At 74.6% G+C, this 20288-nt stretch carries 18 protein-coding genes and 1 pseudogene; 8 read left to right on the forward strand and 11 right to left on the reverse strand.

The window, feature by feature from the left end; all coding sequences use genetic code 11:
* Positions 1–2 precede the first annotated feature (2 nt).
* Both ACFVUY_RS10520 and ACFVUY_RS10525 read left to right on the forward strand, forming a co-directional pair.
* Positions 3–857: an S-methyl-5'-thioadenosine phosphorylase gene (locus ACFVUY_RS10520; RefSeq protein ID WP_387728954.1), complete on the forward strand. Its 855-nt coding sequence runs from the start codon at positions 3–5 to the stop codon at positions 855–857.
* Between the two features lie 64 nt (positions 858–921).
* A complete protein-coding gene (locus tag ACFVUY_RS10525) occupies positions 922–2289 on the forward strand; it encodes a hypothetical protein (RefSeq protein ID WP_387728956.1) in 1368 nt (455 codons plus the stop codon).
* A gap of 67 nt (positions 2290–2356) precedes the next feature.
* Here ACFVUY_RS10525 and ACFVUY_RS10530 read toward each other — a convergent pair whose 3' ends face one another.
* The 9 genes and pseudogenes from ACFVUY_RS10530 to ACFVUY_RS10570 form a co-directional block, all read right to left on the reverse strand.
* Entirely contained in the window at positions 2357–3031 is a 675-nt protein-coding gene (locus ACFVUY_RS10530) for an SAM-dependent methyltransferase (RefSeq protein WP_359903868.1), read from the reverse strand.
* On the reverse strand, positions 3028–3555 hold the full coding sequence (locus tag ACFVUY_RS10535; RefSeq protein ID WP_387729378.1) for a DUF2064 domain-containing protein: 528 nt from the start codon (positions 3553–3555) through the stop codon (positions 3028–3030). The genes ACFVUY_RS10530 and ACFVUY_RS10535 overlap by 4 nt, the downstream gene beginning before the upstream one ends.
* Positions 3556–3654: 99 nt before the next feature.
* Positions 3655–4377 (reverse strand): annotated as a pseudogene (locus tag ACFVUY_RS10540) (glycosyltransferase family 2 protein); the annotation flags it as partial.
* A 131-nt stretch (positions 4378–4508) separates the two neighbouring features.
* Positions 4509–5564 carry an NAD-dependent epimerase/dehydratase family protein gene (locus ACFVUY_RS10545; RefSeq protein ID WP_387728959.1) on the reverse strand — a complete coding sequence of 352 codons (1056 nt, stop codon included), beginning with the start codon at positions 5562–5564 and terminating at the stop codon, positions 4509–4511.
* Between the two features lie 223 nt (positions 5565–5787).
* Positions 5788–6828: an ABC transporter ATP-binding protein gene (locus tag ACFVUY_RS10550; RefSeq protein WP_387728962.1), complete on the reverse strand. Its 1041-nt coding sequence runs from the start codon at positions 6826–6828 to the stop codon at positions 5788–5790.
* Positions 6825–7847, reverse strand: coding sequence for an ABC transporter ATP-binding protein (locus ACFVUY_RS10555; protein WP_387728964.1), 1023 nt, complete (start codon positions 7845–7847; stop codon positions 6825–6827). The genes ACFVUY_RS10550 and ACFVUY_RS10555 overlap by 4 nt, the downstream gene beginning before the upstream one ends.
* A complete protein-coding gene (locus ACFVUY_RS10560; protein ID WP_387728965.1) occupies positions 7844–8842 on the reverse strand; it encodes an ABC transporter permease in 999 nt (332 codons plus the stop codon). The genes ACFVUY_RS10555 and ACFVUY_RS10560 overlap by 4 nt, the downstream gene beginning before the upstream one ends.
* Positions 8829–9797 carry an ABC transporter permease gene (locus ACFVUY_RS10565; protein ID WP_387728967.1) on the reverse strand — a complete coding sequence of 323 codons (969 nt, stop codon included), beginning with the start codon at positions 9795–9797 and terminating at the stop codon, positions 8829–8831. Before ACFVUY_RS10565 ends, ACFVUY_RS10560 begins: the two co-directional genes overlap by 14 nt.
* On the reverse strand, positions 9794–11359 hold the full coding sequence (locus ACFVUY_RS10570; RefSeq protein ID WP_387728969.1) for an ABC transporter substrate-binding protein: 1566 nt from the start codon (positions 11357–11359) through the stop codon (positions 9794–9796). Before ACFVUY_RS10570 ends, ACFVUY_RS10565 begins: the two co-directional genes overlap by 4 nt.
* A gap of 301 nt (positions 11360–11660) precedes the next feature.
* On the opposite strand from ACFVUY_RS10570, the gene ACFVUY_RS10575 reads away from it, so the two are divergent.
* From ACFVUY_RS10575 to ACFVUY_RS10590, 4 genes are all read left to right on the forward strand, one after another.
* Positions 11661–12272, forward strand: a complete 612-nt coding sequence (locus ACFVUY_RS10575) for a TetR family transcriptional regulator (RefSeq protein ID WP_387728971.1) — start codon at positions 11661–11663, stop codon at positions 12270–12272.
* Between the two features lie 174 nt (positions 12273–12446).
* Positions 12447–13265, forward strand: a complete 819-nt coding sequence (locus ACFVUY_RS10580) for a tyrosine-protein phosphatase (protein ID WP_387728973.1) — start codon at positions 12447–12449, stop codon at positions 13263–13265.
* Entirely contained in the window at positions 13262–15049 is a 1788-nt protein-coding gene (locus tag ACFVUY_RS10585; RefSeq protein WP_387728975.1) for a glycoside hydrolase family 3 protein, read from the forward strand. Before ACFVUY_RS10580 ends, ACFVUY_RS10585 begins: the two co-directional genes overlap by 4 nt.
* A 199-nt stretch (positions 15050–15248) precedes the next feature.
* Positions 15249–15755 carry a diadenosine tetraphosphate hydrolase gene (locus ACFVUY_RS10590; RefSeq protein WP_387728977.1) on the forward strand — a complete coding sequence of 169 codons (507 nt, stop codon included), beginning with the start codon at positions 15249–15251 and terminating at the stop codon, positions 15753–15755.
* Between the two features lie 63 nt (positions 15756–15818).
* On the opposite strand, the gene ACFVUY_RS10595 is transcribed toward ACFVUY_RS10590, so the two are convergent.
* Both ACFVUY_RS10595 and ACFVUY_RS10600 read right to left on the reverse strand, forming a co-directional pair.
* On the reverse strand, positions 15819–16667 hold the full coding sequence (locus tag ACFVUY_RS10595) for an alpha/beta fold hydrolase (RefSeq protein ID WP_387728979.1): 849 nt from the start codon (positions 16665–16667) through the stop codon (positions 15819–15821).
* A gap of 20 nt (positions 16668–16687) precedes the next feature.
* Complete coding sequence (locus tag ACFVUY_RS10600) at positions 16688–17929, reverse strand: saccharopine dehydrogenase family protein (RefSeq protein ID WP_387728982.1); 1242 nt, start codon at positions 17927–17929, stop codon at positions 16688–16690.
* A gap of 73 nt (positions 17930–18002) precedes the next feature.
* Here ACFVUY_RS10600 and ACFVUY_RS10605 point away from each other — a divergent pair, with 73 nt between their 5' ends.
* Entirely contained in the window at positions 18003–19628 is a 1626-nt protein-coding gene (locus tag ACFVUY_RS10605) for a flavin-containing monooxygenase (protein ID WP_387728985.1), read from the forward strand.
* Positions 19625–20215, forward strand: a complete 591-nt coding sequence (locus ACFVUY_RS10610; protein ID WP_387728987.1) for a hypothetical protein — start codon at positions 19625–19627, stop codon at positions 20213–20215. The genes ACFVUY_RS10605 and ACFVUY_RS10610 overlap by 4 nt, the downstream gene beginning before the upstream one ends.
* Positions 20216–20288: the final 73 nt, after the last annotated feature.

Consider the following 20288-nt stretch of genomic DNA (forward strand, 5'->3'; position numbering starts at 1 on the left):
ACATGACGGTACGTGGGGACGCGCCGCGGGCCGAGGTCGGTGTGATCGGCGGCTCGGGCTTGTACGCGCTGCTGGACGAGGTGACCGAGGTGCGGGTCGACACGCCGTACGGGCCGCCGAGCGACGCGCTGTTCCTGGGGGAGGCGGCCGGTCGCCGGGTCGCCTTCCTGCCCCGGCACGGGCGCGGGCACAGGCTGCCGCCGCACCGGATCGACTACCGGGCCAACCTCTGGGCGCTGCACGCGCTGGGGGTGCGGCAGGTGTTCGGGCCGTGCGCGGTGGGCGGGCTGCGGCCGGAGTACGGACCCGGCACGCTGCTGGTGCCGGACCAGTTCGTGGACCGGACCTCGGGCCGGGTGCAGACCTTCTACGACGGGCAGCCGCTGCCGGACGGCTCCGTCCCCGAGGTGGTGCACGTGCCGATGGCCGACCCGTACTGCCCGGCGGGGCGGCGGGCGGCCCTGGACGCCGCCGCCGCGGCGGCCTGGGGGCCGGTGGACGGCGGCACCCTGGTGGTGATCGAGGGGCCGCGCTTCTCGACCCGCGCCGAGTCCCGCTGGTTCTCCGCGAACGGCTGGTCGGTGGTCGGCATGACCGGGCACCCGGAGGCCGCGCTGGCGCGTGAACTGGCGCTCTGCTACAGCACGTTGGCGCTCGTCACCGATCATGACGCGGGCGTCGAGGCAGGCGAGGGCGTCACCCAGGCCGAGGTGCTGAAGGTCTTCGCGGGCAATGTCGACCGGCTGCGGACGGTGCTGTTCAAGGCGATCGAGCTGCTGCCCGTCGACCGGGACTGCGTCTGCTCGCACGCCCTGGACGGTCTCACCACCGGTCTTCCGGGTGTCCCCGGAGCCTGACCGGGCCGCAGCGGCGGCGGCGCCGGTCCTCGGTGACGGGGCACCACGGTGGCAGGGTGGGCGCGTGCTCACCCGACACCTCCTGCTCTGTGTCCTCGCACTCGCCGCACTGACGGCTGCCCTGGCACTGACCGTGACCGGCGGTGGGACGCTCGCCGACCGGGCGCCGCTGTACGGCTGGTACGCCCTCGACGCGGCGCTGTTCACCCTCGCGCTCGTCCTGCTCCGCGGGGTGGGCGACCGTCATGTGATGCCGCTCGTCCTGGCCGGGAGCGTCGCCGTCGCCGCCGTCGGGCTGTTGGCGCCACCGCGCACCAGCGACGACGCCTACCGGTACGTGTGGGACGGCCGCGTCCAGGCGGCCGGCACCTCGCCCTACGCGCGCACCCCGGACGACCCGGCGCTGGCCCGATTGCGCGATCCGGGCCTGTTCCCGGTGGGTGACGGCTGTGCGGGGTGGGACGAGCGGCGGACCGCGGACGGCGACTGCACCCGGATCAACCGGCCCGCCGTGCACACCATCTACCCGCCGGTCGCGGAGGCGTGGTTCCTCGCCGTGCACCCGTTCGGTGGCGGCGTCCGCGGTGTGCAGGCCGCGGGGGCCGTGCTGGCCGTGGCCACCACCGGCGCACTGCTGGCGGCACGGCGGGGCAGCCGACGCGCCGCGCTGTGGGGCTGGTGCCCCGGAGTGACGGTGTGGGCGGTCAACGACGCGCACGTCGACACCCTCGGCGCACTCCTGATGGTGGCCGGACTGGGCTTCTCCGCCCGTCGCCGGGCCGGTGCCGGCGGCGCCCTGCTCGGCGCGGCGGTCGCGACCAAGCTGCTGCCGGCGCTCGCCCTGCCCGGAGCGCTCTCCGGGCTGCTGGCCCGGCGTCCGACCAGGTCCGACGTGCTGCTGCTCGCAGTGGCCCTCGGGACGTTCGTGGCGGTCTATCTGCCCTACCTCGTCGCCTCCGGGCCCGGTGTGCTGGGGTACCTGCCCGGATACCTGCGGGAGGAGGGGTACGAGCAGGGGCACCTCGACCGGTTCGGCCTCCTGCGGATCGTCGTCGCCGACCGGTGGGCCCCGTGGGCGGCCGCGCTGGTGCTGGCGGTGGTGGCGCTGTGGGTGCTGCTGCGCGGCGATCCCGGCCGACCGTGGCGCGGCGCCCTGCTGGTGACCGGAACGGCGCTGCTGGTCGTCGCGCCGAGCTACCCCTGGTACGGCCTGCTGGTGGTGGCCCTGGTCGCGCTCGACGGGCGGTGGGAGTGGCTGGCCGTTCCGGCGGCCGGACAGGCGCTCTACCTCGTCGGCGGGGCGGACGCCCAGCGGTCCTCGTACGCGGTCGCGCTGGCCTGTGTGCTCGCGGCGCCGACGGCCCGTGGGCTGTCCCGCGCCGTACCGCCGCGGCCGGCGCGCGGTCCGGCGCCGGGTACGACGAAGGCCTGACCGGCCGCCGACGTTCCGAGGCGCGTGGCGCACCGCCGACTCGGAGGAGGCGGGGCGACGCGCCCCGTCACACGAGTGTGCCGGCGGAGGACTTGCGGAGGGCGAGGAACCGCCGTCCGTGGGAAGTCCAGCGTTCGGTCTCGACGAGCCCGGCCCGGCGGGCCCGCCGGGTGACCGCCCCGGCGCCGCATCGTGCCCAGGCGAACGCCGGACCGAGCCGGCCGTCGGAACCCTCGACCCGTACGGTGATCCGTTCGTCGAGCTCCCACGGCTCGACCTCGACCAGCAGGACGCCGTCCGGTGCCAGGAGTTCGGCGCCGCGGCGCAGCAGCACGGCCGGGTCGCCGCCGATGCCGAGGTTGCCGTCCGCGAGCAGCGCACCGCCCCAGCGGCCCTCGGCGGGCAGCCGGTCGAACACGGACCGGCACAGGGCGGGGCCTCCGAGGTGGCGGGTCCGTTCCACCGCCGCCCCGGTGACGTCGACTCCCAGGGCCGGGACGCCGAGGGCCAGCAGGGCGGCCACGAGCCGGCCGGGTCCGCAGCCCAGGTCCACCACCGGGGCGGCCAGGCCCACGCAGCGCCGCAGCAGGCTGTGGTCGCCTCCGGCGGCGGGGGCGCACCACCGTTCGACGTCGAGCGCGATGCGCGAGCCGTCCTCCTGACGCAGCCACAGGGGGCCGCGTCCGGCGCGTACGGCCTCGGCGAACGGGTCGTCGATCCAGGCGGCGGCCGGGGCGGTCATCCGGCGAACTCCGGGGCGGTGTCGATCGTGCGCAGGTGCACGGCGAACCCGGTGTGCGGCGCTTCGGCCGCGACGCGGCGGGCGTCCTGGATGGTGTCCACGTCGGTCATCACCGGGAGATGGCGGACCGTCAGGCGCTCGGCCGCGAGGCGGTCGAGCAGGGCGGCGCCGGTGCGGGAGGTGGACATCGGCACCCCCCGGAGCAGGCGTCGGGCCAGCCGCTCGGTGGGGTGGGCCAGGCCGAGGGCCCAGAAGCCGCCGTCGGCCGCCGGGCCGTACCAGGCGTCCGCACCGGCGCGGTGGGCCGGGGAGAGCGACTCGGCGAGGACGGCCGGGTCCAGCTGCGGGGTGTCCATGCCGACCAGCAGGGCTGGTGATCCCGGAGCTCGCCGGGCAGCGTGGGCGAAGGCCGCCGCGAGCCGCTCGTCGAGACCGCCGCCGCACTGCGGGACGACGTCCCAACCGGGCGGCAGCCACGGACCGGCGTCCCCGTCGAGGACGAGCAGCCGCCGGCCGGCCGGCATCCGGTCGAGAGCGGCGAGGGTGTCGACGAGGGCGGCCCGGGCCAGCACCGCCGCCTGCCCCGGACTGCACGGCGGGGTGAGACGTGTCTTCACCCGGCCCGGAACCGGCGCCTTGGCGATGACCAGCAGGGTGGGCGGCGGTGCGGCCAGCACGGCCCGCATGTCGCGTACGGCCTGACGGGTGCCGCGCACGGTCCCGGTGACCTTGGAGCGGCCGGAGCGCGGCAGGTAGTCGACGTCGGTCTCGGTGATCCGCATCCCGGCCGCCGAGGCGGCGAGCACCATTTCGAGCGGATAGCCGGAGCGGCGGTCGCCCAGCCCGAGGGCGATCAGCCGCTCCCGCCGGGCGGCCCTCATCGGTCCGAGGTCGTGCAGCGGTGCCCCGGTGAGGGCGCGCAGCCGGCGGGCGAGGACGGTGTTGGCGAGCCGGGCGTGCACCGGCCAGGCGCCGGCGGTCGCGGGACGGCGGCGGCCGAGCACGAGGTCCGCCGTGCCGGCCGCCACGGGAGCGGCGACGCGGGGCAGTTGGGCCGGATCGAGCGAACCGTCGCAGTCCATGAAGCAGACCAGTCCGGCGGTCGCGGCGAGCAGGCCGGCGTGGCAGGCGGCGCCGAAACCGCGCCGGGGCTCCTCGACGACGGTGGCGCCCAGCGACCGGGCCAACTCCGCCGAGCCGTCGCGCGAACCGTTGTCGACGACGATCGCGCGCCAGCCGTCCGGGACACGGCCGAGCACCCACGGCAGGGCCGCGGACTCGTCCAGACAGGGAAGGACGACATCGGCGACGGGGACGGGAAGGAGGGGAGAAGTCACGCCGGTCACGCTAACCGCAGCCCGGCCCGCCGAGGCCGAACCGCGCCTTGCGGAGGTACGACGTCGGCGAGGCTCGACCCGTCCGGGGGATCGGACGGGATCCGGCGGCACCCGCGCACGGCTGACGTCGCGCGCCGTTCTCACGCCCGCTGCGGCGCGGCGGCGAACTCCAGCATCCCGTCGGCGAAGGAGACCCGGGCCCGCCACGTGAGTTCCGTCCGGATCCGGGCGGAGTCCGCGGTGATGTGGCGGACGTCGCCGAGCCGGTACTCGCCGGTCACCACCGGTGTCGGTCCACCGTGGGCGGCGGCCAGCGCCCGCGCCATCTCCCCGACCGTACGGACCTCGCCGCTGCCCACGTTGTAGGCCCGGGTACTGCCCGGCGGGCGGTCGCCGAGCGCCGCCAGCGCGGAAAGGTTCGCGGCGGCGACGTCCGCCACGTGGACGAAGTCCCGGCGCTGCCCGCCGTCCTCGAACACCCTGGGCGATTCGCCCCGGGCCAGGGCCGAGCGGAAGAGCGACGCCACTCCGGCGTACGGAGTGTCCCGCGGCATCCCGGGGCCGTAGACGTTGTGGTAACGCAGGGTCAGGGCACGGCCCGCACAGGCGCGGGTCCAGGCGGACACCAGGTGCTCCTGGGCGAGCTTCGTCGCCGCGTACACGCTGCGCGGGTCCGTCGGTGCGTCCTCCGTCACCAGGCAGGGCAGGAGTTCGGCACCGCAGCGCGGGCACGGCGGCTCGAACCGGCCGGCGTCCAGTTCGTCCGGGCGCCGTGGACCGGGTGCGACGTCCCCGTGCAGCCGGCAGCGGTAGCGGCCCTCGCCGTAGACGACCATGGACCCGGCGAGGACGAGGCCGCGCACGCCCGAGTGCGCCATCGCGGCGAGCAGCACCGCCGTTCCCAGATCGTTGCAGCCCGCGTAGGCGGGCGCGTCGTCGAGGTCCGTCCCCAGGCCGACCATGGCCGCCTGGTGGCAGACCGCCTCCACTCCGGCCAGCGCCCGTTCCACCGTCGCCCGGTCCCGCACGTCCCCGTGCCGGAAGTCCACCGCCGCGGGCAGCTCGGGTGGCATCCCCGAGGGATGGACGGCGGGAAGCAGCGCGTCCAGGACACGGACCTCGTGGCCCGCCGCCACCAGGCCCCGGACGACCGCCGAACCGATGAACCCGGCGCCGCCGGTGACCAGAATCCTCATGACCGGTGACGCTACCGGGCCCCGACCGCGGAACGGCCGAAGGCGGCGGTCGCGTCATGCCCCGGTCGGGGGTTCGGCCGCGCCGCCGCTGCGCGCTCGCCACCCGTCAGCCGTTCGGCGTCGCGGGCGGGTCGGCCGGGGACGGGCACCGCGCCCTGTTCACCGGCGACCCGGTCCCGTCCGCCTCCGCCGCCCGATCGGGCACCGGGACGGCCCCGGCCGGTCAGCCCTCCGCGGTGCCGACCAGCGGGCGGTGGCAGGCCACCGTACGGCCGGGCGCCACCTCCCGGGGCCGGGGCTCCTCGGTGGCGCAGCGGCTGTCCGCCAGCGGGCAGCGGGTGCGGAAGCGGCAGCCGCTGGGCGGGGCGAGCGGGGAGGGCGGGTCGGCGGGGAGCAGGCCGGTGTCGCGCAGCGGGCGGCCGGGTTCGGGGACGGCGGCGAGCAGGGCGGCGGTGTAGGGGTGGGCCGGGGCGGCGAGGACGGCCTCGGTGGGGCCGCGCTCGCAGATCCGGCCGAGCTGGAGCACGGCCACCTCGTCGCTCACCGCCCGGACCACGCCGAGGTCGTGGGAGATGAAGAGGCCGGCCAGTCCGCGCTCCTCGGTGAGGTCGCGCAGCAGGTTGAGCACAGTGGCCTGGGCCGAGACGTCGAGGGCGGAGACCGCCTCGTCGGCGATCAGGACGCGCGGCCCGGCGGCCAGCGCCCGGGCGATGGCGACCCGCTGGGCCTGTCCGCCGGAGAGCTGGTGGGGCCGGCGGTCGCCGAACAGGGCGGGCGGCAGGCCGACGGCCTCCAACTGCCGAGTGACGATCTCCTCCCGGTCGCGGTCGCGGGCCGGGTCGGGGTGGGCGTCGAGGGGTTCGGCGACGAGGTCGCGGACCCGGCGGCGCGGGTTGAGGGAGGAGAGCGGGTCCTGGAAGACCATCTGGAGGCGGGGCCGGACCGCCCGCAGGGCCCGCGGGGAGAGCGTGGCGAGGTCGGTGCCGTCGAGGGTGACGGTGCCGGTGGTGGGCGGGGGCAGCCGCAGCAGGGCCTTGGCGATGCTGCTCTTGCCGGAGCCGGACTCGCCGACCAGGGCGAGGGTGCGGCGCGGGTACAGGGCCAGGTCGACGCCGCTGACGGCGTGCAGTGGGCCGGAGCGGGTGCGGTGGACGACGCCGAGGCCGGTGGCCTCCAGGACGGCCGTACCGGCGTCGGCGGTGCCGGCGGCGGCAGTTCCGGCGCCGGCGGTGCCGGGTGCGGCGGTGTCGGGTGCGGTGGTCATGCCGCGGACTCCAGTTCCTCGGGAGCGGTGCTGTCGGCCGCGGTGAGCGGGAAGTGGCAGTCGGCGGTGTGTCCGTCCGCCGCCGTGCGGGTGGGTGGCGCGGTCGTGGTGCAGAGCTCGGTCGCCCGCTCGCAGCGCGGGGCGAAGGGGCAGCCGGGGATGGGCCGGGTGAGGTCGGGCGGTGAGCCGGGGATGGCGGGCAGGGTGCGGCGCAGCGGGCCGGTGACGCGCGGGACGGAGCGCAGCAGCGCCGCGGTGTAGGGGTGCCGGGGGTGCCGGGTGACGGCTTCGGTGGGGCCGGTCTCGACGATCCGGCCGCCGTACATGACGGCGATGCGGCGGGCCCGTCCGTACAGCAGGCCGATGTCGTGGGTGATCAGCAGGGTGGCCAGGCCCCGGTCGACCCGGTGCTGGTCGAGCAGGTCGAGGACGGTGCGCTGGACGGTGACGTCGAGGGCGGTGGTGGGTTCGTCGGCGAGCAGCAGGGCGGGTTCGCCGGCCAGGGCGGCGGCGATGCCGACGCGCTGGCGCAGGCCGCCGGAGAGCTCGTGCGGATGGGCGCGGGCCCGCCGGGCGGGGTCGGGGACGTCGACGGCGGCGAGCAACTCGGCGGCGGTGCGCAGCCGTTCGCGCCGGGACAGGCGGCGCCGGTTGGTGATCGACTCGGTGACCTGGTCGGCGATCCGGACGACCGGGTTGAGCGAGGTCATCGGGTCCTGGTGGACCATGGCGATACGGGTGCCGAGCAGTTCGGCGCGCCGGGCGGGGGTGGCGGCGAGCAGGTCCTCGCCGTTCAGCCGGATCTCGCCGGTGGCGACGGCCCTGGTGGTGCGCGACTCGACGCCGAGGACGGTGCGGGCGAGCACGGACTTGCCGGAGCCGGACTCGCCGACCACGCCGAGGCACTCGCCGGCCGCGATGGCGAGGCTGACGCCGTGCAGGACGTGCAGGGCCCGCCCGTCGGGGGTGTGCAGGACGGTGTCCAGCGAGCGGACGTCGAGGACGGGGGCGGAGGTCATCCGCGCGCTCCCTTCGTGGCGGTGGGCTTGGCTGCGGCGGGCTTCGTGACGGTGAGCTTCGTGGCGGCGGGCCTGGCTGCGGCGGGAGCGCCCGAACGCAGGTGCTCCCCGAGGTAGTTGAGGGCGAGGACGGTCAGGCAGAGCACCGCCGCGGGCGCCAGCGAGATCCACGGCGCGCTGCCGAGGGTGGTGCGGCCCTCGGCGATGATGCCGCCCCAGGAGGGCTCCGGCGGGCGCAGCCCGAAGCCGAGGAAACTGAGCGAGCCCTCGGCGACGATGGCGACGGTGGTGGCGGTGAAGGCGAAGGTGAGCGCGATCGGCAGGACGTGCGGGACGATCTCGCGGCGCAGGATGCGCAGCGGGGCGGTGCCGATCATGCGGGCGGCCTGGACGAAGCCGCGCTCGGCGAGCGAGAGCACGACGGCGCGCACCACCCGGGTGAAGTGCGGGACGGTGAACAGCCCGATCAGGCCGCCGATGACGGTGAGGCCGGGGCCGCGCATCGAGACCACGATCATCACCAGGATCAGGCTGGGCACGGACATCAGCAGGTCGGTCGCGAAGCCGATGGCCTTGTCGACCGGGCCGCGGAACCAGCCGGCGGCGAGGCCGAGCGTGCCGCCGCCGAGCAGCCCGACCAGGACGGTCAGGGCGGCGACGGTGAAGGAGGCGCGGGCGCCGGCGACGGTGCGCTGCAGGATGTCCCGCCCGGAGCCGTCGGTGCCCAGCCAGTGGCCGGGGCCGGGGGCGGCGGAGGGGTGGGCGAAGTCGCCGTGCAACGGGTCGAAGCCGGGCAGCAGGGGCAGCAGCAGGGCGGCGAGGGCGACCGCGGCCAGCCAGGCCGCGGCGGCGAGCACGCCGGCCGGCGGGCGGCGGCGGGCGGTGGGGGCCCCGGCGGTGTCGGTGCTCCCTGCGGTCCCGGCTTCGTTCCCAACGGTCTTGACGGACCCGGCGGCGCTCTCGGCGGTCGCGGTGGTGGTCTCAGCGGTGCTCATGGGCGATCCTCGGGTCGATCGTGCGGTACAGCAGGTCGACCGCGAAGGTGGCCGCAACCACGGCGACGGCGCTGACCACCACCACGGCCTGGACGACCGGGAAGTCCCGGCCGGCGATGGCCCCGGAGACCAGGCCGCCGACGCCGGGCACCGCGAACAGCGACTCGACCAGCACCGAGCCGCCCAGCGAGGTCCCGATGCCGATCCCGATCAGCGTCACCAGCGGCAGGCTGGACGGCCGCAGGGCGCGGCGCAGCAGCAGCCGGGTGGTGCCCATGCCGCGGCTGCGGGCGGCGGCGATGTATGGCTGGTCGAGGGTGTCGAGCAGCTGTCCGCGCAGGGTGCGGGTGAACACGGCGGCCTCGGTGAGGCCGAGGGTGAGGGCGGGCAGCACCAGGTGGCGCAGGTTCTCGGCCGGGTTCTCGGTGAACGGGGTCCAGCCGGTGGCGGGCAGGACGCGCAGCTGGACGGCGGCGATCCAGATGAGCAGCAGGCCGAGGGCGAAGCCGGGGACGGCGAGCCAGCCGAAGGTGGCGGTGGTGGCGAGCCTGTCGAAGGTGCCGCCGGGCCGCCAGGCGGAGAGCAGGGCGACGGGCACGGCCAGGCAGAGCGCCACCAGCTGGGCGGCGAGGAAGAGTTCGAGGGTGACGGGGACGCGGTCGGCGAGTTCGCCGGTGACGGCCGCTCCGGTGGACAGTGAGTGGCCGAGGTCGCCGTGCAGGGCGTCGCCGATCCACTGCCAGGTGGCGGCGAGCACGTTGCGGTCCAGTCCGAGCCCGGCCTCGTAGGCGGAGATCTGCTCGGGAGTGGCGGTGGGGCCGAGGGCGGCGACGGCGGGGGAGCCGGGCATCAGGTGGGGCAGGGCGAGCGCGCCGACGGTGACCAGCAGCAGGACGGCCGCGGCGCGGCCGAGCTGCCCGCCGTACCGCAGGGCGGTCCGGGTGCGGGGGGTCATCGCTTCACCCACAGGGTGGCGGGGGAGACGTTGAGGACGGTGCGCCTGGACAGGTCGGGCAGTCCGCCGACCCTGGCGGTGCCGAGGAAGCCGACGGTGTTCTCGGTGAGGAAGACCATCGGCGCCTCGCCGACGACCCGCGCGGCGGCCTGGCCGTAGGCGGCCGAGCGCTTGGCCGGGTCGGTCGAGGCGTGGCCCTCGGTGATCGCCTTCTGGGCCTCGGGGTCCGACCAACTCATGAAGTTGTACGGCGAGTTCGGCAGGTAGAGGCTGCTGAGCGCGGTGTCGGTGTCGCCGAACATGCTGGTGATGAAGTCCATCACCTGGAACTTGCGCTGGAGCATCGCGGTGCCCAGGCCCGCGTTGTCGAGCGGCTTGACGGTCATCCTGATCCCGGCCTCGCCGAGCATCTGCTGGAGCACGGTGGCGCGCTGCTGGGCCTCGGGGCGGCTGTCGACGAGGTACTCGAAGGCGAGGTCGGGGTGGCCGGCTTCGGCCAGCAGGGCACGGGACCTGGCCGGGTCGTGGGCCGGGTACCCGGCGGCGGTGCGGTACGGGGAGCGGGAGCCGATCGGGCCGTCCGCGACGGAGCCCTGACCGAGGAAGACGACCTTCTCCAGGGCCTCGCGGTCGATCGCGTACTGCACCGCCCGGCGGACCCGGACGTCGTCGAAGGGCGCGGCCTTGGTGTTGAACAGCACGGTGCTGGTGGAGCCGGGCCCGGTGGCGGTGCGCAGCCCGTCGGCGGCGGCCTGCTTGAGCTGGCTGGGCGTCTCGGTCCAGATCAGGTCGGTGTCGCCGGAGCGCAGCGACTGGTAGCGGCTGTCGGCGTCGGGCAGCACCCGGTAGACGAGCTTGTCGGCGTGGCCCTTGGCACCCCAGTACGCGGGATTGCGGGCCAGGGTGACGGAGACTCCGGGCTGCACGCTCTCCACCGTGTACGGGCCGGAGCCGACGGCGGGGGAGTCGCCGGACGGCGCCTCGGAGACGTAGCCGAGCGAGCGGGTGAACAGGTTCGGGAAGGCGGCGTCGGGCGCCTTGAGGGTGAAGGCGAGGGAGGTCGGGCCGGTGACGGCGGTGGAGCCGATGGCGGCCGCGTCGAGGGCGCAGGCGCACTTGCTCTCCGGCTTGGCGAGCCGGGTGACGTGGTCGGCGACGGCCTGGGCGTCGAGCGGCCTGCCGTCGCTGAACGTCACGCCCTCGCGCAGGTCGAGGGTCCAGACCGTGGCGTCCGCGTTGGGGGTGAAGGACTTGGCGAGGTACGGCTGGACGGTGCCGTTGTCGCCGTTGACCATCAGCGGGTCGTACAGGGCGTTGGCGAGGACCATCATCGGCATCTGGATCAGCGTTCCGTCGGCCGGGTCGAGCTTGGCGAACGGCCGGTCCAGGCCGATCTTGAGCGTGCCGCCGTCCACGGCCGGCCCGTCGGCCGCCGCGCCGGTGTTCCCGGCGGCGGTGCCGGTGCCGGTGCCGGACAGGGCGTCGTCGGAGGCGGAGCAGGCGGTGAGCGTGAGCGCGGCCGTGCAGGCCGCGGCTACCAGGAGGTGGGTGTGCCGCTTCATGGTTCCTCGGTTCGGGGGGTGCGGGGGCGGCCAGGGGGAGTGCGGCCGCCGACGTCCACACCATTTCGGAAGTGGCAGTACTGCCAAAAGGCAGTTGTGCAAACTTCGGATGACGAAACCCGGAAGAGTCGGCTCCCGCCTTGAGCGAGCACGGTCGGACGTGATTCGGTACTGACAGCCGCCCCCTCGGCGGCCCCACCGACACCCGGACCGGGCACTCGCCCGGGACCGGAACGGACCGACTCGGAACCGACTCGGACCGGCTCGGACACCCAACTCACCGAACAGGAGCGGAAGAACGATGCAGGGGACGGACACCGCGGCGGAGCCGGGCATGCGCGACCGCAAGAAGGCGCGCACCCGCGACAGCATCCGCTCCGCGGCGCTCGACCTCTTCGAGGAGCAGGGCTACGAACGCACCACCGTGGACCAGATCTGCCGCCGCGCCGACGTCGCCCACCGCACCTTCTTCCGCTACTACCCGGCCAAGGAAGCCCTGCTGTTCGGCTGGGACTTCGGCCACGTCGTCCTCGACGCCTTCGCCGCCGCCCCCGCCGAACTCCCGCTCTGGGCCGCGCTCGAGCACGCGCTGACCGTCACCGGCGGACGGCTGGAGGAGCCCGTCGAGCACACCGAGCGCCGCCGGCGGCTGCGCAGGGGCCTGCTCGACGTGCACTCCGTCCACAACTACGCCCTGGTCGTCATCGACGCCTTCATCGAACACGCCGTCACCATCGCCGCCGAGCGGCTCGGCACCGACCCGGGCACCGACCCGGACACCGATCTGCGCCCGACCGCGTTCGGCGCGATGTTCGGCGGCATGGTGCGGCGCCACATCCTGATCGGCCAGGAGAGCGGCACGCTGGCCGACTGGGTCAGGGCCTACCGGGACGTGCTCGCCGCGGCGGGCTGACCCGAGCCCCGTCACCGTTCCTGTTCCCGTCCCCGGGCGTGCCGTCGGCCGCCCGGACGGCACCGCACGCCCAACTCCCCCCTCCGCAAGCTCTCTTCACCCCTCGCGTGGCCCCGCCGCGCACCTTCGCCACACCCCTCGCAAGACCCTTCGCACATCCCGAAAGGCCCCCGCATGTCCCTGGTCAACTTCCGCGACCCCGCCGTGCTCGCCGACCCCGCGAGCCGCTGGATCCGTCCCGGCGCCGTGTTCCGCTCCGCCCAGCCCTTCCCCGCCGCCGACGCGGACGTCGTCGCCCAGCTGCGCGAGCACGGCGTCACCACCGTCGTCGACCTCCGGGGCGAGGCCGAGAGCAGCCCCGAGGACTGGGCCGCCGCCGAGGCCGCCGGTGTCGCCGTCGTCGCCGCCCGGATCGAGCCCACCAACGACGAACTGGCCCAGGCCATGCGGACCATGACCACCGCCGAGGACCTCGGCGCCTTCTACCTGCTGATGGCCGAGTCCGCGCCGCAGGCCCTGGCCGCCGCCGTCGAGGCCACCGCCCGCCCCGGCGGGGTGCTGGTGCACTGCGCCGCCGGCAAGGACCGCACCGGGCTGCTCACCGCGCTGCTGCTGGAGCTGCTCGGGGTGCCCGCCGAGGAGATCGTCGCCGACTACGCCCGCACCAACGAGGCGATCCAGCAGATCTGGGCCGGCCTCGCCGACCGCAACCGTGCCGCCCTCAACGAGGTCGAGGCCGGCCGACTGGTCGTCCCCGCCCCGCTGCTGGAGGCGCCCGCCGGGGCGATGAGCGCCTTCCTCGACCTGGTCCGCACCAAGCACGGCGGCGCCGCCGCCTTCCTGACCGCCTGCGGGGTCACCGCGGAAACCCTGGACGCCTTCCACGCCAAGGCCGCCGCCCGTACCGAGGCCGCCGCCGGTACCGCGACCACCGCCGGTAGTGACGCCGCCGCCCGTACCGCCGTGTCGAACGCCGCCGGGGTGACGGCATGACGACGACCCTGCTGCACCACACCGACGGCACGCCCTTCCGCGACCTCAACCACAACGGCACCATGGAGCCCTACGAGGACCCGCGGCTGCCCGTCGAGGAGCGGGTCGAGGACCTCCTCGGCCGGATGACCGTGGAGGAGAAGGCCGCGCTGATGCTGCACGGCCGGATGCTCCCCGGCGAGCACCCGCCGTTCCCCTCCGGCGCCGACCTGATCACCGAACGCGGCCTCACCCACTTCGCCATGATGGCCGTCCCCGACCCGCGCGCGATGGCCGCGTGGAACAACCACGTCCAGGACCTCGCCGCGGCCGCCCGGCTGGGCATCCCCGTCACCCTCTCCTCCGACCCCCGGCACGGCTTCACCGCCAACCCGGCCACCGCCCACACCGGCGGCGGCTTCAGCACCGGCCCCGAGCCGATCGGCCTCGCCGCCACCGACGACCCCGAACTGGTGCGCCGCTACGCCGACCTGATCCGCCGCGAGCTGTGCGCCGTCGGCATCCGGGTCGCCATCCACCCGATGGCCGACCTCGCCACCGAGCCCCGCTGGGCCCGGATCAGCGGCACCTTCGGGGAGGACCCGGAGCGCGCCTCGCGCATGATCACCGCCTACATCGAGGGCCTCCAGGGCGAGCGGGTCGGCCCGGACAGCGTCGCCTGCATGACCAAGCACTTCCCCGGCGGCGGCCCGCAGGCCGGCGGCGAGGACTCGCACTTCGCCGCGGGGCGCCGACTGGTCTATCCCGGCGGCGAGCTGGAGACCCACCTGCGCCCCTTCGAGGCGGCCTTCGCCGCGGGCACCGCGCAGATCATGCCCGCCTACGCGATCCCCTCCGGCAGCGGGCTCGCCGAGGTCGGCGCCAACTTCAACCGGGACGTCATCACCGGACTGCTGCGCGGGCGCTACGGCTTCGACGGCGTGGTCTGCACCGACTTCAACGCCATCACCGGCATGAGCGTCCCCGGCGTGGTCACCCTGCCGCCGCGGCACTGGGGCGTCGAGGAGCTGTCCGTCGCCGAGCAGGTCGTGCTCACCCTCGACGCGGGCGCCGACCAGCTCGGCGGCGAGACCGACCCGGAGCTGATCCTGGCGGCCGTCCGCTCCGGCGCCGTCACCGAGGCCCGGCTCGACGAGTCGGCCCGCCGCATCCTGCGCGACAAGTTCCGCCTCGGCCTCTTCGACGACCCGTACGTCGACGTGGAGGCGGCAGCCGAACTGGTCGGCACGCCGGAGGGCCGGGCGCTCGGCCGCGAGCTCCAGCGCCGCTCCGTGGTCCACCTGGCCGGCGAGCCGCGTACCGCCACCGCCGCCACCCGGCTCTACGTCGAGGGCATCGACCCGCGGGTCGCCGCCGGGTACGGCACCCCGGTCGAGCACCCCGAGCAGGCCGACCTCGCCGTCGTCCGCCTCGCCACCCCGTACGAGCGGCGCGAGGGCATGCTCGAACAGCATTTCCACAGCGGTTCGCTGGAGTTCGAGCCGGCCGAGGTCGAGCGGCTCACCGCCCTGGCCGCCGCCGTCCCCACGGTCCTCGCCGCCCAGCTGGAACGGCCCGCCGTGCTCACCCCGCTCGCCCCGCACGCGGCCCTGCTGATCGGGGAGTTCGGCGCCGCCGACGAGGTCGTCCTGGACGCCGCCCTGGGCCGCGCCCCGATGACCGCGACCCTCCCGTTCGACCTGCCCGCCTCCGACGCCGCCGTCGCCGCCTCCCGCGAGGACGTCCCCTTCGACACCCGCGCCCCGCTCTTCCGCCACGGCCACCGCGCCCCGGCCGGAAGCTGACCCACCCCGCCCCGGGGAGCGCCCCCGGGGCGGGCCCTCGTGCGCCGGCGCGCGGTCAGCAGCGTCGAGCCCCTTCCGAACCCGGCCGGAGCCAAGGTTCACCTCGGCCGGATGCGAACATGGCACGGAGCCGGGGGAGCGACCGGCGACCATCATTCGGCCGGGCCTGCCCGGTCACGCTTGTACGGGGTGCGGTGTCATGGTGAAGGACTGGCGGGACGACAGGATCGGCAGTGCGCTGAAAGGCACGAACCCCACGGTGCTCCGGCGGCTCGACGCCGGCTTCGCGGTGATCGGCGACGTGCAGTTCCTGCCGGGGTACTCGGTCCTGCTGGTGGACGAGCCCGGTGTGCAGCGGCTGTCCGATCTCCCGCGCGGCAGACGAACGGCTTTCCTGGCGGACATGGACCGGCTGGGTGAGGCCGTGGAGCGGGTCTGCCGGCGGCTGGACCCGGAGTTCCGGCGGGTGAACCTGGAGATCCTCGGCAATACCGACAACTTCCTGCACGCGCACGTGTGGCCGCGGTTCGAGTGGGAGAGTCCGGACCGCGTCCGCCGCCCGGTGTGGCTGTATCCCACGGAGAACTGGCGCGATCCCGCGAGCGCGCTCGGACCGGAGCACGACGGCCTGCGAGAGGCGATCGGGCGCGAGCTCGACGGCTTGTCCGCGCCGGCCGTCCGTCCGCAGGGCCGGGAAGGAACGTGAGCAGGCGGTCCGGGGCCGGGACCCGCGCGTCGCACCCGCCGTCCAGCCCTCGCGCGACGCGCTTCACCGGTCGTTCCAGAACGAGCGGAGCAGGGCGGCCGTCTCCTCGGTGCGCTCGATCTGCGGCAGGTGACCGGTTCGCGGGAAGAGGTGGGTACGTGCCCGGGGCAGGGTGGACGCGGCGTTGATGAGATGGCGGACGGGAAGGATGCGGTCGTGGGTCCCCCAGGCGACCAGCGTCGGGGTGTCGAGCGCCGAGACCTCCGCGAGCAGCTCGGTGCGCCAGCCGGACCGTACGCCGCGCCAGGAACCGAGCTCGCGGGCCACCTGTCGCAGCGTCCGGGCGGCTCCTTCGCGGCGGGCGAGGGCGAGTGCCGCGGCTGTCCGTTCGGGGGTCGCGAAGTCCGGATCGTGGAAGAGGGAGCGTTCCGCGAGCTGTGCGTTCCCCTCGGTGGGGCGCAGAAGCAGCCGCCAGAGCAGCGGCAGGTCGAGGATGCGCAGCGCCCAGGTGACCTCGCGGCCGAATCCGGCGCTGTTGAGCAGTGTCAGCGAGGACACGCGCTCGGGGGCGTGAACGGTGAGCCGCATCGCGATGGCGCCGCCGAGGGAGTTGCCGACCACGTGTACGGGGGACGTGAGGCCGAGTCGGTCGAGTACCCGCTCGACGTGTCCGGCCAGTGCGGGGAGCCGGCAGTCCGGCAGGGGCTGCGACCGGCCGAACCCCGGGACGTCGATCGCGATGAGCCGGTGGTCGGGCAGGGCTGCTTGGAGCGGTGCCCAGTCCGCCAGGCTGCGGTCCAGACCGTGCAGCAGGAGCACCGGGGGGCCGCTGCCCGTCGCGGCGCAGTGGACGGTACGTCCCGCGACGTCGATGAAGTCGGTGGCGGGTGCGGTGGCTTTCTTCGATGGCACGTTGTGTCTCCTGCCGCGTTTCACCGGGTCGGGGTCACGTCGATGATCACGCCGTCGTGGGGGCCGTCGTGGCCGGGAAGGTCGGGTACGTGGCGGGCCAGGTCGAGGAAGAAGCGGTCGGCGTCGATGGCCGTCTCCGGCGGGTGGACGCCGAGGTGGCCACCGGTGCCGTCGAGCAGTTGCGCGAGCCCCAGCGCCAGGGGCAGTCCGGTTGCCTCCGCCATGTCGTTGAGCAGTGCCGAGGCGCCGGGTGTATCGGCGAGCCGGGCGAGGGCTGTGACGCGGCGGCCGTCGCGGGTGCCGGTGGCGGCGGCGAAGAACGGGGGCAGTGACCCGGGCCCCTTGCGGGTCATGGCACCGGCGGTGGCTCGCAGCGCGCGGGACACCGAGGGCTTGGCGAGTTCGGCTGCCGCGGTCTCGTTGGTGAGTTTTCCGGCGTCGATGTCGCGGCGCAGGACGTCGAGGTAGGCGATCGTGCCCGGGGTGACGACCATGAGGTTGGCGGCTTCGCCGGCCGGCCGGAAGCTGCGGTGCAGGGTGACCGGCTCGGGGTGGCCGACGGTGTAGGCCGTGCCGGTGTGTCCGGCGGATACGGAGAGGGCGACCGGCTGGAGCGGCCGCCGGTGAACGAGCCGTCCGCCGCTGACCATCGCGACTTTCCCGCTGATCTGCTCCATCCAGTGCACGGCGGCCGCGCTGGGACGCCCGTCGGGGTCGCTCAGCTGCTCGTCGTCCCCACCGCTGCCGGAGACGTCGACGGGCCAGGCGGTGTACAGATCCTGCACGTGGTCCAGTTGCCGGACGGCACGGGTGGCCAGCAGGTTGCTGACGCCGGGGCTGGCGCCCATTCCCACCACGGCACGGACCCCGGCGGCCCGGGCCTCCTCGTCCAGGCCGAGCATCTGCAGGGTCGGCTCCCAGTCGTCGCAGATGTCCAGGTAGTGGGTGCCGGTCGTGATCGCGGCTCGCAGCACGGTCAGGCCGAAGCGGTAGTACGGGCCGACGGTGTTGAGGACGACGTCCGCGTCCTCCAGCGCGGCGTGCAGGGCGCCGCTGTCGGTCACGTCCACCTTCAGCGCCCGCATCGGCGCTCCGCCCGTGCCGTCCTCGTCGAGTCGGCGCACCAGTGTCCGGGCCGCCTCCAGGTTCCGGTCGGCCACGACGATCTCGGTGACGCCGGGGAGTCCGGCCGCCACGCGTACCGCTACCGCACCCATTGCTCCGGGGCCTCCGAGAGCCAGAATCCTCATTCGCTGCTCCATCTATCGAGTGAATTACGATCGTAGTGCATACGATAGCATTCAGTTCGAACATTATTCTGGACGGAGGGGAACCATGACCGACCCGCACACCACGGGCCCGGCCCCGTACGAAGCAGCCGGCGCCTCACCCGGACACGTGTCCGTCGTCATCGTCGGCGCGGGATTCGCAGGCCTCGGCACAGCCATCCGGCTGCTGCAGGAGGGCCACCGCGACCTGCTGATACTGGAGCGGGCCGACGAGGTCGGCGGCACGTGGCGGGACAACGCCTATCCCGGATGCGCCTGCGACGTGCCCTCGCGCCTGTACTCGTTCTCGTTCGCGCCAAACCCCACCTGGAGCAGGCGCTTCGCACCCCAGGAGGAGATCGACCGGTACCTGAAGCGCTGCGTCGACCGGTACGACCTGGCGCCGCGCCTTCGGCTCGGCTGCGAACTGCGGCGCGCCACCTGGGACCCCGATCGGCTGCGCTGGGAGCTGGACACCAGCACCGGACCGCTCAGCGCCGGGCTGCTGGTGATGGCCCAAGGGCCCCTTTCGGAGCCGGCCGTCCCCTCGCTGCCCGGCCTGGACGGCTTCACCGGAGAAGCGTTCCACTCCGCCGGATGGAAACACGGCCTGGACCTGTCGGCCAAGCGGGTGGGCGTGATCGGCACCGGCGCGAGCGCCGTCCAGTTCATCCCCCACCTGCAGCGCACGGCCCGGCAGGTGACTGTCTTCCAGCGCACTCCGTCATGGATCGCCCCGCGCCAGGACCGGCCGGTACCGGCATGGCAGCACCGCCTGTTCCAGCTCGCCCCGACGGCGCAGCGACTGGCGCGGGGCTGGGAGTACATGGCACGGGAGGCGACGCTGCCGGCACTGCTCGGCAACCGCACCATGGCCGCGCTGGGGCGCCGGGAGGCACTGTCCCACCTGCACCGCCAGGTCAAGGACCCCGAGCTGCGCTCCAAGCTGACCCCGGACTACGCACTGGGCTGCAAGCGGGTCCTGCTGTCCGACGACTACTACCCGGCCCTGGTCCAACCCAACGTCCACGTGGTCACCGACCCGATCGCGAGCGTCGAACCGAACGCGGTCCTCACCGCCCCGCGCGGCGGCACCCGAGCCGAACCCGGTGGCACCGAACCCGCCGGCACCACGCATCCAGTGGACGTACTGATCTTCGGGACCGGGTTCCGTGTCACCGACGCCTCCTACGCGCAGCGCGTCATAGGCGGTGACGGACGGTCCTTGAACGAGGTCTGGCAAGGCAGCCCGCAGGCACACCTCGGCACCACCGTCGCGGGATTCCCCAACCTGTTCCTGATGGCAGGACCCAACACGGGCGTGGGGCACACCAGCCTCATCCACATGATCGAGTCGCAGATCAACTACCTCGTCAGCGCCCTGCAGCTGATGCGGAGCCGCGGTCTGGGCTCCGTTGACGTGCGCGCGGAGACACAGCACGCGTACAACGCCGAACTGCAGAACCGGATGGCCCCCACGGTCTGGGCCGCGGGCGGTTGTTCCGGCTGGTACCAGGACCGCACGGGCCGTGTCACCACCATCTGGCCCGCGTCGACCTGGCAGTTCCGCCGTCGCACGCGGGCCATCGACCCGGAGGAGTACATCCTGACGGTGCCGCGCGTCGCCCCGGACCGGTCCGTCTCCGAGGGGTCCGTCCGCGCGGGCGTCGGCGAAGCGCAGCCGGGGTCATGACGGATCCGCACCGCCCCCGAGCGATCGGTTGCGCCTGCGGCCACCGGAGACGGCTGTCCAAGGACACGCTGCTGTCCAAGGGGGCGCTGGTGTCCAAGGGGGCGCTGGTGTCCACGCCCCCTGCCCCCGCCACCCGGCTCTTCGCCTTCGAGGCGTTGAGCACCCTGCTGTTCGCGGTGCCCATGCTGACGGTCACCGTGTCAGACCGTCCCAGAGTGCCCGAATGGGCCCAGTTACTGGGGCTCGCCCTGCTCCTCACGATGATCGCGGCGCTCGTGCACACGTGTCGGCTGACCACCGCCGAAGGGCTGAGACTGATCACCAGTGGGGCCGCCGGGCAGGGCGAGAGGGCAGCCAGGCAGCTGCACCAACAGTCCAGGGCGGAACGGCGGTTGGGGTGGCTGCTGGTCCTGTATCCGGCCGTTCTGGCGATCCTGCTGCCTGTCCCCGACACCTGGGTGCGTTTCTGGTTCTGGTCCACGGTGCTGCTCGGCCTGTCCGCGATGCTCTCGCTCGGCCTGCTGCTGCGCGGCGCGGGCCACGCGGACTGCCGGCGAGGAGGACTGCTGAAGACCGCGGACCTGTAGCACCGGACGCCTGGGCCCGCGCGGGGCCGAATCCTTGACGAGGTCCCCGTTCTCGACCCGCGGCTGTCGCAGC

This window comes from Kitasatospora sp. NPDC058063 (assembly GCF_042885395.1).
Lineage (GTDB): Bacteria > Actinomycetota > Actinomycetes > Streptomycetales > Streptomycetaceae > Kitasatospora > Kitasatospora lactacystinica.

Bases quoted from the DNA above. Each gene is read 5' to 3' on its own strand.
- ACFVUY_RS10585 (WP_387728975.1), top strand. From the start codon at position 13,262: ATGACGACGACCCTGCTGCACCACACCGACGGCACGCCCTTCCGCGAC.
- ACFVUY_RS10555 (WP_387728964.1), bottom strand. From the start codon at position 7,847: ATGACCTCCGCCCCCGTCCTCGACGTCCGCTCGCTGGACACCGTCCTG.
- ACFVUY_RS10550 (WP_387728962.1), bottom strand. From the start codon at position 6,828: ATGACCACCGCACCCGACACCGCCGCACCCGGCACCGCCGGCGCCGGA.
- ACFVUY_RS10570 (WP_387728969.1), bottom strand. From the start codon at position 11,359: ATGAAGCGGCACACCCACCTCCTGGTAGCCGCGGCCTGCACGGCCGCG.
- ACFVUY_RS10560 (WP_387728965.1), bottom strand. From the start codon at position 8,842: ATGAGCACCGCTGAGACCACCACCGCGACCGCCGAGAGCGCCGCCGGG.
- ACFVUY_RS10535 (WP_387729378.1), bottom strand. From the start codon at position 3,555: ATGCCGGCCGGCCGGCGGCTGCTCGTCCTCGACGGGGACGCCGGTCCG.
- ACFVUY_RS10575 (WP_387728971.1), top strand. From the start codon at position 11,661: ATGCAGGGGACGGACACCGCGGCGGAGCCGGGCATGCGCGACCGCAAG.
- ACFVUY_RS10600 (WP_387728982.1), bottom strand. From the start codon at position 17,929: ATGGAGCAGCGAATGAGGATTCTGGCTCTCGGAGGCCCCGGAGCAATG.
- ACFVUY_RS10520 (WP_387728954.1), top strand. From the start codon at position 3: ATGACGGTACGTGGGGACGCGCCGCGGGCCGAGGTCGGTGTGATCGGC.
- ACFVUY_RS10565 (WP_387728967.1), bottom strand. From the start codon at position 9,797: ATGACCCCCCGCACCCGGACCGCCCTGCGGTACGGCGGGCAGCTCGGC.
- ACFVUY_RS10530 (WP_359903868.1), bottom strand. From the start codon at position 3,031: ATGACCGCCCCGGCCGCCGCCTGGATCGACGACCCGTTCGCCGAGGCC.
- ACFVUY_RS10590 (WP_387728977.1), top strand. From the start codon at position 15,249: ATGGTGAAGGACTGGCGGGACGACAGGATCGGCAGTGCGCTGAAAGGC.
- ACFVUY_RS10545 (WP_387728959.1), bottom strand. From the start codon at position 5,564: ATGAGGATTCTGGTCACCGGCGGCGCCGGGTTCATCGGTTCGGCGGTC.
- ACFVUY_RS10605 (WP_387728985.1), top strand. From the start codon at position 18,003: ATGACCGACCCGCACACCACGGGCCCGGCCCCGTACGAAGCAGCCGGC.
- ACFVUY_RS10580 (WP_387728973.1), top strand. From the start codon at position 12,447: ATGTCCCTGGTCAACTTCCGCGACCCCGCCGTGCTCGCCGACCCCGCG.
- ACFVUY_RS10610 (WP_387728987.1), top strand. From the start codon at position 19,625: ATGACGGATCCGCACCGCCCCCGAGCGATCGGTTGCGCCTGCGGCCAC.